This window comes from Burkholderia sp. SJZ089 (assembly GCF_007828315.1).
Classification (GTDB): Bacteria; Pseudomonadota; Gammaproteobacteria; order Burkholderiales; family Burkholderiaceae; genus Burkholderia; species Burkholderia gladioli.
Genome location: NZ_VIUM01000003.1, coordinates 1 through 14,908 on the forward strand (window position 1 = coordinate 1; position 14,908 = coordinate 14,908).

Genomic DNA, 14,908 nt, shown 5'->3' on the forward strand with positions numbered 1-14,908 from the left:
CGTCGGCGGTGTTCAACTTCATCCCGAAGACGGCGATGGACTTCTACCGCGCGATCGCGGCCGACGATCACGCCACCGTCGGCAAGCTGATCGACACGTTCTTCCTGCCCTACCTGAAGATCCGCAACCGCCGCGCGGGTTACGCGGTCAGCATCGTGAAGGCCGGCGCCAAGCTGGTCGGCCACGACGCGGGCCCGGTGCGCGCCCCGCTGACGGACCTGAACGAAGCCGAACTGGCCGAGCTCGATGTGCTGATCAAGAAGCTTGGCGCGCAGTAAGCCTCGATATTCGTGGCGCCGCATTCAGTCGGCGAACGGCGTCACGCATGGCCGGCACCTTGGTGCCGGCCATGTCGCTTTCGAGCCTGGCCGATGCAGCGAATCTTGCCCGGTCGCAAACGCATGGGCACCGAATTTGTCGTGACGGGATTCCCTGATTTAACATGGCCACGTTAATTAACACGGCCATGGTAAATAACATGGCCGTGTTAGAAAGGGGGCATGATGATTATCGAATCCGAGCAATCCACCGATCACGCCTTCGCCGCGCTGTTTCGCGCGGCGGGCTGGGAGGTCGTGGCGGCACCCGCGCAGGCTTTGCGCTACCAGCCCGACCTGCTGCTAAGGAAGGGCAAGGTGTCGTATGTCGCTGACGTCAAGGCTGCCTCGGAAAGCCGCGCGGATCGCGTCATCGCCTTGCTCGCGCAAGCGATCCTGCAGGCCCAGGCCTATGCGCGTGCGCATGGCCGCGCGCGCCCGCTCGCGCTGATCTGGGTGCGCGAACTGCAGGGTGCCCTGCTGCGCCGGATCGGCGAGTTCTGCGCGAATTACGCGGCCGACGTGGCGGTTGGCGTCGCCTCGCCGGGCGGCACGCGGTATTTTCGCGGCGCGGGCCTGGAGCCGATGTCGACGGACCAGCCCATATCGACGCCGCGGCGGGTGGCCAGCGCGCGAATTCGCGGGGGCGCCAACCTGTTTTCCGACTTGAACCAGTGGCTGCTCAAGGTGCTGTTCGCCCCCCAGGTGCCCGCCGCGATGCTGACGGCGCCGCGAGCTGGCTATCGCACGATCAGCGAGCTGGCGAAAGCGGCCGATGTCTCGGTGATGACGGCATCGCGCTTCGTCGCCGCGATGCACGAGCAGGGTTTCCTCGACGAGGGCGGCGAGCTGCGCATCGTCAGGCGCCGCGAGCTGGCCGAGCGCTGGAAATCCTATTACCGATCCACCACGCCCGAGGCCCGCATGCGTTTCGTGATGCCGGGCGATCCGCGTGCGCGCATCGCCGGCTGGCTGGGCGAGCACGAGGGCTGCGTAGGCTTGTTCGGGGCCGCCGACGCGCTTGGCGTCGGGCATGTCCACGGCGTTCCGCCCTATCTTTACGTGCGTGATCTCGAGCAGGCGGCAAACTGGCCCGGGTTGGCGCCTGCATCGGCGGATGCCGAGCGCCTCGTGATACTCAAGCAGGCCTCGGCGCCCAATTCGCTGTTGCGAGGCAGCGTGCGCCGGCAGGGCCTGGTCGTCGCCGATGTGATCCAGGTCTGGCTCGACACTGTGTCGCATCCTTCGCGCGGGACGGAGCAGTCGCTTCACATCGAGAATACGGTACTTCGCGACCTCGTCGGAGATACCTCGTGAACGACCTCGAACCCTTTGCCCGGCTGGCCGCGGCGCTTGCACCCTGGCGCGACCAGATCGTCTATGTCGGCGGATGGGCGCATCGGCTTTATCGCCTGCATCCGCTCGCGACGGCCGACCCTCGGTTCAGGCCGATCGCGACGCTCGACGCCGATATCGCCTTCGACGAACACACCCGGTTCCAGGGCAGCATGAAAGACGCGCTGCTCGCGGCGGGATTTCGAGAACAGCTATGCGGCGAGTATCGGCCGCCGGTCGCGAAATACACCCTGGGCGACGAGCGGCACGGCTTCTATGCCGAATTCCTCACCACCCTGTCGGGGAGCGGCCGCACCCGCCAGGGTGCGCCCAGCGTCACCCTCGATGCTTCCGGCATCAGCGCGCAGAAGTTGCGCCGTTTCAGCCTGCTGATGGCCTTGCCGTGGCGGGTATCCATCGCGGCCGGCACGGCCGGGCTCCCGGTTCCGCTCCATGGCTTGCGCATTCCGAATCCCGTGAGCTTCATCGCGCAGAAAATCCTGATCCGCGACGAGCGGCGGCGGCAGCGCAAGCTCGCCCAGGACATCCTCTATATTCACGATGCCATCGTGCTGTTTGCCGATCGTGCAAGCCGGCTCGCGGTGCTTTGGCGAGATGACGTCGCCCACCATGTTTCAGCACGCGAACGAGCCGAGATCGTCGAGGGAATCGAGGCTTTGTTTGGCGAAGTGACCGACGAGCTTCGCGCGGCGGCGCGCATTCCCGTCGATCGTCTGCTCGTGCCGCGCGAGATGCAGGCGATCTGCCGACAATGGCTGGGCGATCTCTATGGGCGCTCGGCTTGAGCTTGCGGCGCGCCGCCCAAGCTCACAAGCTTCCCGTCCGCCCCAGCGTCACCACGCGCGCCCAGCGCCGCGCCTCGCGCTGGCTGGCCATCGGCAATTGCCATTCGGGTTGCCGTGCGTCGCGCACCGTCACGACCAGGCACCATTGCCCGCCGACCTGCCGCGCCTGGCAATCGACGATATCGGTCAGCGTATAACGCCCTTCCACGCCATCCAGCGACATCCACAGCAGCCCCTGCGTCGACGACAGTTGCAGCGAAGCCGTTCCCTGCCGCATCACATGCGTCCAGCCGCCTTCCCTGGTATTCGGCGCGATCTCGCGTCGGCTGCGCAGCCACGCCGACACGGCGAACGCCAGTAACGCGGCCGCCACCACGGCGGCGGCGATCGCGACGCCCGTGCCGAACTGCGCGGCAAGGGCATGGAACGCGGCAATCGCGCCCCAGACAAGCGAGGCGAGCACGAACAGGACGATCAGGATCGGCATGAGGGAGCGGGGATCGGGAGGGAGGAAAGACATCGCGCGACCGGCCGGAACGGCACCGGCCGCGCGAGGACGGCATCACCGCGGCCGGTGGATGTCGTGCGTGATGAAGCCGGCGTCGTTGGTCGGCAGCGCGAGCGCGTCCTTGACCGCCAGCGTGTTGCGGATGTCGGTGAGCCCGGCCGACCAGTGGTCTCGCATCGTCGAGAGGCCGAACTGGTAGTCCTTGTAGTCGTGCTCGTAGGACTTCTGCTGGTAGATCAGGTGCTGGACGTTGTAGCGCTTGCCGGTCGACAGCACGCCGGCCTGCTGGCACCAGGGATCGTTGTTGCGGACGTCCTCCGGCACCAGCTCCAGCACGCGGCGCAGCACGTTGCGGAAGCGCTGCTCGCGCTGCAGCGTGTCGGTCACGAAACGCGTCCGGCTCGAATACTGCACGTCCTTGGTTCGCTCCGAGACATCGGCCAGCGTGGCCGGCAGCGGCCCGCGCGCATTCCAGAGGTCGACCTGGAACGCGAGCGTGTCGCGGCGCGGCGAGGCGCGCAGCACTTCCATCAGCGGCGTGTTCGACACCACGCCGCCATCCCAGTAGAACTGGCCGTCGATCTCGACGGGCGGGAAGGCGGGCGGCAGCGCGCCCGAGGCCATGAAGTGCTCGGGGCGCAGCGTGATCTTGGTGTTGTCGAAGTAGGTAAAGTTGCCGGTGGCGACGTTCACCGCGCCGACGGACACGCGGATCTCGCCCGAGTTGATGCGATCGAAATCGCAGAACTCGAGCAGCGTCTTGCGCAGCGGCGAGGTGTCGTAATAGCTGACACGCTCGGTTTCCTCGCGCACGCCGGGTAGCGGCGGCGGGAAGCGCGGCACGAAGAAGCCGCGCTGCCCCTGCAGGATCGCGCTGGCCGCCTGCGAGGCGGTGAAGGCCTGGCGCACCGATTCGATGCTGTTGAACAGCGCGAACTCGATCGCGGTCGGCAGCGCCGGGAAGAACGCGGGCTGGCAGATCGTGTTCCAGAATTCGCGCAGCCGCTCGACGCGATGCTCGGGCGCATTGCCGGCGATCAGCGCGGTGTTCAGCGCGCCGATCGAGATGCCGGCGATCCAGTTCAGCGGAACGCCGGCCTCGTGCAGCCCTTCGAACACGCCCGCCTGATACGAGCCGAGCGCGCCGCCACCTTGCAGCACGAGCGCGATCGTTTCGTACGGCAGCCCGCGCGCGGCCGGCGCGCCGGCCTCGGCTTGCAGGTCGGGGTCGCTCGCCTGTTTCTCGGTACGGGCGTGCGGCTTCATTGCATGAACCAGCCGTGGCTGACGATGAAGGACTGGCCCGTGAGCGCGGCACTCGGGAAGGCCGACAGGAACAGCACCGTCTTGGCGACGTCTTCCACCGTGGTGAACACGCCGTCGACGGTGTTGCCCAGCATCACGTGCTTGATCACTTCCTCTTCGCTGATGCCGAGTTCCTTGGCCTGCTCGGGGATCTGCTTGTCGACCAGCGGCGTGCGCACGAAGCCCGGGCAGACCACATGCGAGCGCACGTTGTGCTTCGCGCCTTCCTTTGCCAGCACGCGCGCCAGGCCCAGCAGGCCGTGCTTGGCCGTCACGTAGGCCGACTTCAGCGGCGAGGCCTCGTGCGAGTGCACCGAGCCCATGTAGATCACCACGCCACCGCGATCGTCCTTGTACATGTGCTTGAGCGCGGCCTTGGTGGTCAGGAAGGCGCCGTCGACGTGGATCGCCTGCATCTTCTTCCAGTCCGAGAACGAGTAGTTCTCGATCGGATTGACGATCTGGATGCCCGCGTTCGAGACCAGGATGTCGACCGAGCCGAACTCGGCGGCGACCTTGTCGATGCCGGCATTGACGGCGTCCTCGTTGGTGACGTCCATCGCCACGCCGATCGCCTTGCCGCCGGCCGCCTTGATCTGCTCGGCCACGGCGTTCGCGCCGTCCTGGTTCAGGTCGGCGATCGCCACGGCGGCGCCCGCCCTGGCCAGTTCCAGCGCGATTTCCTTGCCGATGCCGCTCGCGGCGCCGGTGACGACAGCGGTCTTGCCAGTCAGATTGCTCATGATCGATTTCCCGTGTTGTTGGTGGATGCGTTCAGGTGAGGCGAGGTCTTACTTCGCGAGGTAATCGTAGACGACTTCGCCGAGGCCGAGCGTGAGGTCGGCCATCAGGTGGCGCGCCTCGACGATCTCGAGCACCGGCAGGTCGGCCACCGGCGCCAGCGCGTGCGGCGCCAGGTGCAGCGAGGCCGGGCCGGTCCAGGCGCCTTTCATCTTGATGTCCTGCAGGTAGTAGCGCACCAGCTCGCAGATGCGCGGGCTGCCGTCGACGTGCGGAATGATCTTCAGCAGGTAGTTCGCGCCGGCCAGGCGCTGCTGCTGCTCGACCAGATCGAGGTCCTTGTGCTTGTAGCCCATGGTGCCGGTGGCCACGCGCACCGGGCCGTAGTCGAGCGTGCCCAGCAGCGTGTCGGTATGCGTTTCGAGCGTCGGCTGCGCGAGCTTCTTCGGGAAGCCCCACAGCTCGCGACCGCCGGCGATCGGCGGGTGGTCGTTGAGGTACATGGCGAGCGTGTAGCCGCCCGGCTGGCCTTCGAATTCGACCGGAATCACCTGCCCGCTTTCCGTGTAGTCGCCGAAGCCGGTGGAGTCCGGCATGCGGATGAACTCGTAGTGGACCAGCGGCTGGGTGACCTTCAGCGGCTCCGGCACGATCTCGAGCAAGCGGTCCATGTCGGTGCGGTACGTGATGATCAGGAACTCACGATTGATGAAGCGGTACGGTCCCATCGGAAACGCGGGACTCGTGAGCGGCATCGCGAACGCATTCGACAGGACTTGACTCGGGTTCATGCGGACTCCTTGTTGATCGCTGCTGAGGGAAGAGTGCCGATATCCTAATGCTGTTGCAGATCGATTGTGCGCTGCCGCAAGCGGAAGAGTTTATTGCTTAATTCGTAGCCTGAACTTCAGAAATCGTGAAATCGATGCGCGAAATCGACCTAATGACGGCGGCGAATCCGCATCTTCCCGCGCGCCGATGACGCTCGTGTGAGCATCCTGGGTGAGTGTTTTCGGGATTCAGGGTGAGAGAATACGGGATCGCGCCGCGGCTTGCATCGAAGATCGCATCGATACCGACATTGAACTTTTGCGCCGCACCACCATCAAAGTGCCGCGCTGCAGCAAGGCGTTTCAATCCGCTTTCATTGGCGGTCCCGACGTCAATCCTTCGTAATGTCGGCGCTGCGCGATCCCTGCCGATCGCGCTTCGTCCCGCTCGTCCCCGATGCTCAATCTCAATCTCACCGCGTTCGCGGCGCTCAATGCCGGCTCCCATCCCCAACCCGCGGTTGCCAATCTGGCGATATTCGCCGCGGTCTGGTTGGTATTCATCGTGCCGGCGCTGCTGCTGGCGGTTTGGTTCGCCGGCACGCGGCCGGTGCGCCGGCAGGCGATCGCGGCCGGCCTGGCCGCCTGCGTCGCGCTGCTGCTCGCGCAACTCATCTCCAGCGTGTGGTATTCGCCGCGGCCGTTCGCGATCGGCCTCGGCACGCAGCTGATCCCGCATGCGGCGGACGGCTCGTTCCCGAGCAATCACATGACCTTCGTCTGGAGCGTGGCGAGCGCGCTGTGGCTGTCGCGCAGCACGCGCGCGCTCGGCATCGCGATGGCGATCGACGCGCTGCTGGTGGCCTGGGGACGTGTCTACGCGGGCGTGCACTGGCCGCTCGACATGCTCGGCGGGGTGTTCACGGGCACCGCCGGCGCGCTGCTGGTGCGTTGCTACGGCGGCATGCTGGTGGCACGCCTCGAACGCATCGGCGAGACGCTGAGGGTGGTGGTATCGGGGAATCTGCGCGGCCGCTAGGCCGCGCGAGGCGATCGATCGTCAGCCTGGGGACTTGCCGGCCGTGGCGTCGGGCGCGACGTCGGGCGAGGCGCCCGTGCCGCCATGCAGTTCGAGCGTATCGGTGGCGCCGCGTTGCGAGACTTCGCGGTCGATCGCGCTGTCACGCAGGATCGCGCACATCGCGACGAACAGCGCGATCACGATGGCCGTGAGCGAGCAGTAGGCGACGATCCGGAGCGAGCGGGCGAGCGTGGTATGCGTATTGTGGTCGGCGTTCATGGTCGTGCGCTGAAACGATGAGCGCGTGTCCATGGGACGGACCGCGCGTGGTCTCCCGCATCGTCGCGACCGTGTTGCGCCGCATCGCGACGGTCGAGCCGGCCGTCGCGCGCGGGCATTCGCTGCTTGCCCGCCGCCGGACCGGCGAATGGCCCGCTGGACGCCAGGCGCCCCGCAGGCCATTCAGTCGGATATATACCACGCGCGATGGCACTGCCAAGCGCGGGTGCAAGCCCGCAAGCGCTTCGCTTATCGAAAATTGACAAGCTTTCGGCGTCGACAGCGAGCGGCGTCGCTTCGATCGGCACCTTCCGCCGGTCAATCGTCGAGCGATTCGTGCACGCCTTCGGCGCCGCGTTTCCAGTAGGCCGAGGCACGGATGCGCGACTTATGGACGCCGCGCGTGTCGCACAGATGCTGGCGCACCGCGCGCATCGCCGCCGCCTCGCCGGCCGCCCAGACATAACCGTCGCCATTCGGCAGCGGCAGCTCGCTCAGGGCCTCGACGAACTGCGTGCCCGCTTCGGCACCGGCGGCGGCCGGGTCGTCGCGATATCGCCAGATCGTGTAGACCTCGGCTCGCGACTCGAACTCGATGTGCGCCGAGGCATCGGCGACTTCCACCACCACCGCCGCGCGCGTGCCGGCCGGCAGTTCGCCCAGGCGGCGCGCGATGGCGGGCAGCGCCGTATCGTCGCCGATCAGCAGGTGCCAGTCGAAATCGGTCGGGACCACGAAGGATCCGCGCGGGCCGCCGATCGCCAGCGTCTGGCCCACGGCGGCCTGCTCGGCCCACTGCGAGGCCGGGCCAGGGTGGTGCAGCACGAACTCGAGGTCGAGCTCGCGTGCCTCGCGGTCGTAACGGCGCGGCGTGAAATCGCGCATGATCGGCCTGGGCGCGCCTTCCGGCAGCTCGAGCCCGTTCGGGCCCAGTACCGGCCTGGGTGCTTCGGTTTCGCCGTGCGCGGGGAAGAACACCTTCACGTGATCGTCGAACGAGGCGCTGACGAAGTCGTCGAGATCCTCGCCCGTGAGCGTCACGCGCAGCAGATGGGGCGTCACGCGCGTGATGCGGCTGACGGTCAGTTCGCGGCGTTTCAGCGTATGGCGCACGCGCGTCACGGCGCGTTCAGTCGGATTCTGCATCAATCGATTCTCCGGGTTGGGTGGAGGCGCTTCAGGCGTCGGGCGCGGCGTTCGGCGCGGCTTCGGGCTTGCCTTCGATCTCGGCCGTCGTGCGGCGCAGGATCGCGGCGATGCGGCGCTGCTCGTCCGGGCTGACCGCGCTCTTGCGGAACAGCAGGTGTTTCAGCGCCAGGCGTGCCTCGACGTACTCGGGCAGCCAGCCGCCTTCCGGCGTGTCCTCGCCGGCTTCGCCCTGGCCCTGGCCCGCGAAGGCACGGCGCATGAATTCCATCTTGCGGCCGAGGTGCTCGAGCTTCGCGAACAGCAGTTCGACACGCTCGCGCTGGGCTTCGAGATGCTCGCGGCCTGCTTCGGCGAGCGCGTAGCGCTTGCGGTTGCCGTCGACCTCGACGGTCACGTAGCCGACTTCTTCCAGGTAGGTCAGCGCTGGGTAGACCATGCCGGGGCTCGGCACGTAGAAGCCTTGCGAGCGCGTGTCGAGCGCCTTGATCAGCTCGTAGCCGTGGCTCGGCTGGGCGGCCAGCAGCGAGAGCAGCATCAGTTGCAGGTCGTCGGAATTGAACTGGCGGCCACGCGGCATGCGCGGATCGTCGAAGCCGCCGAAACCGCCGGGGCCGCCGAAGCCTTCCGGAAAGCCGCCGAAGCCGTGGCGGCCGCCGCCGCGCCGGCCGCCGGCCATGGCCCACAACCTGGCCAGGCCGCCGTGACGGCGGAAATCGCCATGCTCATGGCCGCGCGCGTGGCGCTCGGCATCCGGGTCGCAGCCCGGGCCTTGCCACCAGCCGCCTTCGACGCCGTCGCGGAAACGGCCGTGATGATGGGAACGACGCATCGTGTTCTCCTTCGTACATGTCTAAAGATGTATCGAAAGATATATATCGAAAGATATATCGTCAAGAAGGAAATTGAGGGGAGGATCAAGGGCGCGGGCGAGCTGGTGGCGATCCGTAACCTAGCAGCGGGCCAGGTCGGCAGCGCCAGCTCAGACGTTATCAACGGCGCGTAGTAGCGTGGCGCGGCTCGGAGTTTTGCCGATGACGCGATCTCGGCACCGGCCTACCAGCTCGGCGGTGCGGTGCTGCATAACGTGGGCGACACGCTGCGTAATCTCGACTGCCGCACCATCGAAAATTCCAACGAGCTCCCGACTTCCGTGTACGGCTTGCCCGATCAAGGAGGCGGCATCTCCCTGGCCGTGGCCTACGACGATACGACGACGTGGCAGTCGATTGGACTGGCAGGCCAAACGGTAGGTGCCTGACTAACCTAGCCGCCGACGCGGTGCGATCGGACAGCACAAATGCCGTGACAGCAGGCTACACGCGGTGGTTGCCTCTGGCTCATGTAGATCCGTGATATGGGCGGCCCGGCCTGGCCAGCCCGCGCTGGCGGCAGCAGCGGATTTCGGGAGGCGACGCGAGCGGCACCGATAATCTGTCCGCCAGTGTGAAGTCCAGATGCGAGGCGAGGCCCACACCACGTCGCCCTGTCCCAGGTGGTGCTCGCCCGATCGGGCGCCCGTGCCGGACCATCAATGCGAGGTCGAGTTCGGTCCATCCCCTTAGACACTGTCAACTACATCCTCCCTTGGTTCGGGGGCAAGCGTCCCCTCCTCGAGAATCCGTACGGCAACGTACCGACATACTGTCCCAGCCGCGCGCATTGTGATGCAGACAGCTTGCGAGGAAGGAGTGCCTTAATGAGCGATAACTGGACAACGCCACTGACGCTAGAGGAAACGGCCCAGCAACCGCGTGCTAACGCGCGCACCGCTGATGACGGAATGCCTGTGGCGCCACCTGAGTGGTGGGCCGAATTGGTGGTCGCCACAAAGATCCATACGCCTAGACAACGCATGTCCCAGAGCCGAAAACGTCTTGGCATGCATGTTCTGCCCGATCTCTGATGTGTCTGAGTCGGGGCCCAATCTCTGCTCTCTCAGACAGAACGTAGAGCGTCACTACAAGGCGGATGTCGAAGCCGGCGGCTCTTCAAAGATGCGACTGGAAGCTGCGATGGCTTCTATCCCGCCTGACCTAGATCGATGCAAGGAAAATCCGACGATCAGTGCCATCCCAATCACGATGCCCCACATTGCGCTTGTCATTTTCTATCCTCGGACCACGAACTGAAGTTACTTGTCGCATTCCTCACGAGCGCTGACACTCTGTTCGCGGAGGCGGTGAATGCCGGAATGCACAGCAAATAGTGCCGATATTGTGCTTTCGTCGGTGCGGAAAATCTGTACGTTGCCGCACTGTGCATCGTCTATCTGCCGATGAGTAGCGCGTCAGCCAGGGCATAAGCCGGAAGGCGCGGCCTCGCGCCACCAGGGTGCTGGATTGGGCTCCATGACAGGCTTGAGCTTTCGCGCGACGTTGGGAAAATGACGGCGAGACTGTCAACGAAACAAGGCTTGCCACGAAAGGATAGGAAAAGTGACAGGTAGCTTTGCCCACGCTTGTTATGGATGGATGCGCCACTCGACTAGTGTAGGCGTGGATCACTGCATCCTTCACGTTCAGATGGAGGTAATCGCCGTCAAATGCGAAACGCTGATCGTAACCGTCACGTGATTGAATAGGCGTGGTTTCCGCTACGTCGCAAGATGCATCACGACATACTCTGTGAGAGTTCCCTAGAAGGAGGTAATCATGAGCAAAGCCCACAATGCCAAAAAATCGGAGAAAAAAGTGGCGATTAGAACACCGAAGGAAAAAAGGGATGCGAGGAAACTGAAGAAGGAGGCTTCAAAGCGCCAGTGACACAGCGCTGCCCGATTCGATGTTGACGGAGCAGTAGGGCAATGAAGAGAGCGGACTTTCGCTGGAGGGGATCATCGAGGCTGCGCTTGCGGCCACGCTCGGTGCATTTGGGACCCTTAACCGAAGCGCAATCGCGGCGAGCGTTCGCGCGTGCGATCAGAGTTGGTTGACGGATCTGGTCGCGGCTGACTTGCGATAGGGCCCATGGCCCTTGCAAGCTAAATCCGAAGCAGCCGAAACGCGAAGAAATGGCCTTGAGGCCAGAGGTAGGGAAATGAGGTGTGTAGCGCTCGGGCAATGGCTGAATGAACAGGCACAGCCATATGCGATCGCCCTGATCTCGGGGAGACAGCGTCGCGAGGGTGTCGCCGCACTTTCGGCACCTGTTGCCAGGTGCCGGTTCTTCAACCCTTACAGCGGCTTGATGTTAGCTGCTTGCATGCCCTTCGGGCCGCGCTTCGTTTCGAAGCTGACTTTCTGATTTTCAGCGAGTGTCTTGAAGCCGTCGCCGCTCACTTCCGAGAAGTGCGCGAACAGATCGTCGCCGCCGTTGTCCGGCGTGATGAAGCCAAAACCCTTGCTGTCATTGAACCACTTGACGATACCGGTATCCATGAAAAATCCTTGAGAAAAGTAAAAAGATTCGCCCTGTAGATGGGCATGTGAAGCATCAAGGAGGGAGAGGACAACGAATACCGCCTGAAAAGCGGACAATTGATGAACAGCACTCGAACTTCTTGAACTTCAGTCGACACGGTATCTGTTGGGTGCCGTCGCGGTCAATGCCAATCTTGTAACTGTTTCGCCAGGCGGACCGTCCTGCCGACGAGCGATGCAACACGGCTTGGCTGCGCACCGACCCCATCAGATCAGTGGCGTGGTCCTGAACGGCGGTGTCGCCAAGGCGATGCCTACCAACTATGGAAGCGTGCCATAGCCCACATGGCGAGGACCATTGTCGGCTGGCGGTGACTGACTATCCCCGTGTCGACAGCACGGCCGCCACGACTATTCCCGATCGCAATGCACCTCGAAATGAGTCAGCACGGCTGGCCCGAATGCATTGCTGATCGCGACATCCACCGCATCGCGGCCGTATGCCATCAGTACGCGCCCGATACGTGGCGCATTGTTTCTCGGGTCGAAGGTCTGCCAACTGTCTCCCACGTAGGCTTCGAACCAGCCTGCGAAATCCATCGGCGCCGTTGCGGGCGGCAAGCCCACGTCACTGATATAGCCGGTACAGTAGCGCGCGGGGATATTCATGGCACGGCACAACGCGACGCCCAGGTGCGCGAAGTCCCGGCAGACACCCTTGCGTTCGCGGTACGCTTCCCAGGCAGTCTTGGTGGGGCGTGCGTGCCCGTAATCGAATTCGATATGCTGATGCACGAAATCGCAGATCGCCAGCACGGTCTCGCGCCCGGGCGCGCAATGGCCGAACAACTGCCACGCGGTGTCGACCAGGAGGTCCGTTTCGCAGTACCGGCTTCCCAATAGAAAAATCAGCGTCTCGTCGGGCAATTGCTCGACTGGATGGCCTCGACCGCCGGCGGGCCGGGTTTCCATGACATCGGGTACGTTGATGATGGCGGTCGTATGAAACTTGACGCGTCCGATGGGGGCAACGGTGCGACTGCATAGGTTGCCAAACGAATCGCGATACTGGCTGATCGGCAGTGGCGGATCGGTGACGAGTATGTCTGCCACCACGATATCCCGCGCATGGGAAAAATGTGTGTGCAGCATCAGCATCATCGGCGTGGGCTGTGGGCACTCGTATGACAGTTCATATCCGACGCGCAGCTTCATGAAGTCTCCTTAACCAGATTGATCGTGGGCCGCGCCTCGCTGTTTGGCAGCGCGCGCTCGAACATGATCGGCGGAGCGGTAGGGGGAGCGAGGAAACGAAGAAAGGGAGTCAGTCGGTCGGGCCCAGTAGGACATCGATGGCGGCCTGGCCCGCGATTTCGGCGACCAGAAAGGCCCATCGTTCGGTAAAGGGGCCGTGACGCAGCGGGATGCGACCTCCCCGTGCGCCCAGCACTTCGAGATTCGTACGGCTTTTTACCTGGAAGGTCACGTCAAAGGTTTCCGGTGTGGCTGGGGTCAATTCGACGTGGATCTCGAAGCCGCGATACGCGATGACCCGATTCATGACATGCCTCCTCGTGAGTTTCGCAGACTAACACGGGCCGCCCGGAGCGGTTCGTCCCGCCCGGCGTCGCGTCTCGATGGCCGTGACCATCGGCTTGCCGGCAGGCTCGCGCGCTATACCGGCTCGAACGATGGTGCCCTATCGTACCGACTTGGAGATGGGTTGTACCGCACCCTGAGGTCCAGCGAATCCGTCTCCAGGAAAAACATGGAATACCCGATCTACATCACGCGCCTTGGTATGCGCCGCTATCACGGCGCGCTTCCGGATTTCCCGGCGGTGCAGGCCGCAGGCGGCTCCTATGCAGAATTGCACGCCCTTGCCGCCAAGGCGGTCGTCACTTGCTACGACGAGCAAGCACGTCTCATTCCTCCTCCCACCACCGACATGGTGATTCTGCAAGCCTCGGCGCTCGATACCGGCAAGGGAATCTGGCGATTCGTTGATATCGACATCGGCGGGGTGCGGTCGACCAGCCTGCGCATCGAGCTGTGCCTGTCGAGGCAGTTCGTGCACGAGATCGATCGGATGGCGAATGCGCTGGGCTCCACGCGCGAGGCGGCCTTGTCCCTGATGTGCGAGCGCGGCGGCCATCCCGCGTGCGGCGTCGGACCCGATCGCCTGGCACCGGCCGCCTTGCCTGCCTTGCCGCTCATGTGACGTGCCGCCCGACCAGATGACGAACTGTCCAGGCGGGCTATCGGGTCGCCACCGCGCAAGGTGTGTCCCAGCCGTTCGCTGCCCGCGCCGCGAGCACGAGCGGCGCGCGGCGCTGGCATGCGCGCGCCCGGCCCTGTACGAGGCGCTGGAGAAGGCGGGCTGGGATGGCGCTTGGTATCGGCGTGGCTATTTCGATGACGGCACGCCGCGGATGTGCGATCGATCCGATCGCGCAGTCCTGGAGCGTGCTGTCGGACGCGGCGGCTGGCCTGGTACACGGATTCGGCGGGATGGTTGTATCGGGCCGGGGTCGAGGGACTGCTCGGGCTTTGCGAGCAGGGCGGCATGCTGACGATACGCCCCTGCATCCCGCGATGCCTGGCCGGATTTTCGCGCCACGCTTCGTCACGAGGCAGCGCACTACGACATCGTGATTGACAATTTCGCACCGGTCGCCACTGGCATGTCACATATCGTGGTGGACAACGTGAGGCTCGATCCGGGTGCCTGCATGCTGCGACTGGTGGACGAGGGGCAGGGGCGCCAGGTGAGTCTGGGCATCGCGCAGCCGGTGCTGCCATGAGAGGGCAATCCTGCGAGCGCCGGTCTCCTTCGCCGGGCGAGGAACCGCCGCTCGCGAATGTCGTGTGGCCGAGCCCACGGCAGGCCCGCGTGCTGGACCGATCGCCGTAGCGCCGTTCATTTGCCCTGCTGGTCCGGTGGTGAATAGCGCCACTTGCTGGCGTTGGAGTCGATGTCGGCGTCATTGATGAGGCGCTGTTCGGCCCGTTCGATATCGGCACGGGTCAGGGCGTCTCGCTGCTTCTTGCGTGTTTCCCGATCGCGTTGATCCGGTGTGGTGGGTGTGTAGGATTTCATGATTCCTCTTTGGGGATGGCAGGCTGGGCATCGATAGATCGCGTCGAGTCTGGTTCGGTCGATCGTGCCCCGCTGCCGTGTGGCGCATCCTGACGCCCATGATGGGCGACCGGCGCGAGTGGAGTGGTGGTGTCGCGCGCGAACAGACTGCTGCGCGTCGTGAGGGATTCCGTCGCGGCGTCGGCGGTGCCGCTGACAGAATGGATGCGGTGCGGCGT

18 protein-coding genes are annotated in these 14,908 nt (G+C 64.7%); 6 read left to right on the plus strand and 12 right to left on the minus strand.

From position 1 onward, the window contains the following. The 3 genes from FB600_RS06095 to FB600_RS06100 form a co-directional block, all read left to right on the plus strand. Positions 1-278, plus strand: a 278-nt coding sequence (locus tag FB600_RS06095; protein ID WP_186467849.1) for a dihydrodipicolinate synthase family protein, incomplete at its 5' end; no start/stop codon positions are given. A gap of 222 nt (positions 279-500) precedes the next feature. After that, on the plus strand, positions 501-1,634 hold the full coding sequence (locus FB600_RS37095; RefSeq protein WP_186234347.1) for an RpiR family transcriptional regulator: 1,134 nt from the start codon (positions 501-503) through the stop codon (positions 1,632-1,634). Then, positions 1,631-2,458: a GSU2403 family nucleotidyltransferase fold protein gene (locus FB600_RS06100; RefSeq protein ID WP_036055175.1), complete on the plus strand. Its 828-nt coding sequence runs from the start codon at positions 1,631-1,633 to the stop codon at positions 2,456-2,458. Before FB600_RS37095 ends, FB600_RS06100 begins: the two co-directional genes overlap by 4 nt. Before the next feature lie 22 nt (positions 2,459-2,480). On the opposite strand, the gene FB600_RS06105 is transcribed toward FB600_RS06100, so the two are convergent. The 5 genes from FB600_RS06105 to FB600_RS06125 form a co-directional block, all read right to left on the minus strand. Then, on the minus strand, positions 2,481-2,945 hold the full coding sequence (locus tag FB600_RS06105) for a hypothetical protein (protein WP_096752153.1): 465 nt from the start codon (positions 2,943-2,945) through the stop codon (positions 2,481-2,483). A 75-nt stretch (positions 2,946-3,020) separates the two neighbouring features. Beyond that, positions 3,021-4,232 carry a patatin-like phospholipase family protein gene (locus tag FB600_RS06110; protein WP_164467697.1) on the minus strand — a complete coding sequence of 404 codons (1,212 nt, stop codon included), beginning with the start codon at positions 4,230-4,232 and terminating at the stop codon, positions 3,021-3,023. Beyond that, positions 4,229-5,014: a 3-hydroxybutyrate dehydrogenase gene (locus FB600_RS06115; protein WP_096752154.1), complete on the minus strand. Its 786-nt coding sequence runs from the start codon at positions 5,012-5,014 to the stop codon at positions 4,229-4,231. Before FB600_RS06115 ends, FB600_RS06110 begins: the two co-directional genes overlap by 4 nt. Before the next feature lie 48 nt (positions 5,015-5,062). Continuing rightward, entirely contained in the window at positions 5,063-5,803 is a 741-nt protein-coding gene (locus tag FB600_RS06120; RefSeq protein WP_145756378.1) for an acetoacetate decarboxylase, read from the minus strand. 97 nt (positions 5,804-5,900) lie between these two features. Further along, a complete protein-coding gene (locus FB600_RS06125; protein WP_127837727.1) occupies positions 5,901-6,149 on the minus strand; it encodes a hypothetical protein in 249 nt (82 codons plus the stop codon). A gap of 90 nt (positions 6,150-6,239) precedes the next feature. Between FB600_RS06125 and FB600_RS06130 the strand changes: the two genes are divergently transcribed. After that, entirely contained in the window at positions 6,240-6,821 is a 582-nt protein-coding gene (locus tag FB600_RS06130) for an undecaprenyl-diphosphatase (protein WP_098182345.1), read from the plus strand. Positions 6,822-6,842: 21 nt separating this feature from the next. On the opposite strand, the gene FB600_RS06135 is transcribed toward FB600_RS06130, so the two are convergent. From FB600_RS06135 to FB600_RS06145, 3 genes are all read right to left on the minus strand, one after another. Next, entirely contained in the window at positions 6,843-7,082 is a 240-nt protein-coding gene (locus FB600_RS06135; protein ID WP_096752157.1) for a hypothetical protein, read from the minus strand. A gap of 318 nt (positions 7,083-7,400) precedes the next feature. After that, positions 7,401-8,228 carry a siderophore-interacting protein gene (locus tag FB600_RS06140; RefSeq protein ID WP_096752158.1) on the minus strand — a complete coding sequence of 276 codons (828 nt, stop codon included), beginning with the start codon at positions 8,226-8,228 and terminating at the stop codon, positions 7,401-7,403. Positions 8,229-8,259: 31 nt separating this feature from the next. Then, on the minus strand, positions 8,260-8,907 hold the full coding sequence (locus tag FB600_RS06145) for a PadR family transcriptional regulator (protein WP_098153134.1): 648 nt from the start codon (positions 8,905-8,907) through the stop codon (positions 8,260-8,262). A 1,020-nt stretch (positions 8,908-9,927) separates the two neighbouring features. Between FB600_RS06145 and FB600_RS37485 the strand changes: the two genes are divergently transcribed. Further along, complete coding sequence (locus FB600_RS37485) at positions 9,928-10,134, plus strand: hypothetical protein (protein WP_124076838.1); 207 nt, start codon at positions 9,928-9,930, stop codon at positions 10,132-10,134. A 1,270-nt stretch (positions 10,135-11,404) separates the two neighbouring features. Here the strand turns inward: FB600_RS37485 and FB600_RS06150 are convergent. The 3 genes from FB600_RS06150 to FB600_RS06160 form a co-directional block, all read right to left on the minus strand. Continuing rightward, the gene (locus FB600_RS06150; protein ID WP_013688848.1) at positions 11,405-11,608 is read right to left on the minus strand and encodes a cold-shock protein; all 204 of its coding nucleotides are present in this window, start codon (positions 11,606-11,608) and stop codon (positions 11,405-11,407) included. 393 nt (positions 11,609-12,001) lie between these two features. Further along, positions 12,002-12,805: a transglutaminase-like domain-containing protein gene (locus FB600_RS06155; protein ID WP_036055160.1), complete on the minus strand. Its 804-nt coding sequence runs from the start codon at positions 12,803-12,805 to the stop codon at positions 12,002-12,004. 109 nt (positions 12,806-12,914) lie between these two features. After that, positions 12,915-13,151 (minus strand): hypothetical protein, encoded by a 237-nt coding sequence (locus FB600_RS06160; RefSeq protein WP_036055157.1) that lies wholly within the window; start codon positions 13,149-13,151, stop codon positions 12,915-12,917. Positions 13,152-13,358: 207 nt separating this feature from the next. Here FB600_RS06160 and FB600_RS06165 point away from each other — a divergent pair, with 207 nt between their 5' ends. Further along, entirely contained in the window at positions 13,359-13,811 is a 453-nt protein-coding gene (locus FB600_RS06165) for a type II toxin-antitoxin system HicB family antitoxin (protein ID WP_098151450.1), read from the plus strand. Positions 13,812-14,510: 699 nt separating this feature from the next. Here FB600_RS06165 and FB600_RS06170 read toward each other — a convergent pair. After that, positions 14,511-14,690: a hypothetical protein gene (locus FB600_RS06170; protein WP_096752162.1), complete on the minus strand. Its 180-nt coding sequence runs from the start codon at positions 14,688-14,690 to the stop codon at positions 14,511-14,513. Between the last annotated feature and the right edge of the window lie 218 nt (positions 14,691-14,908).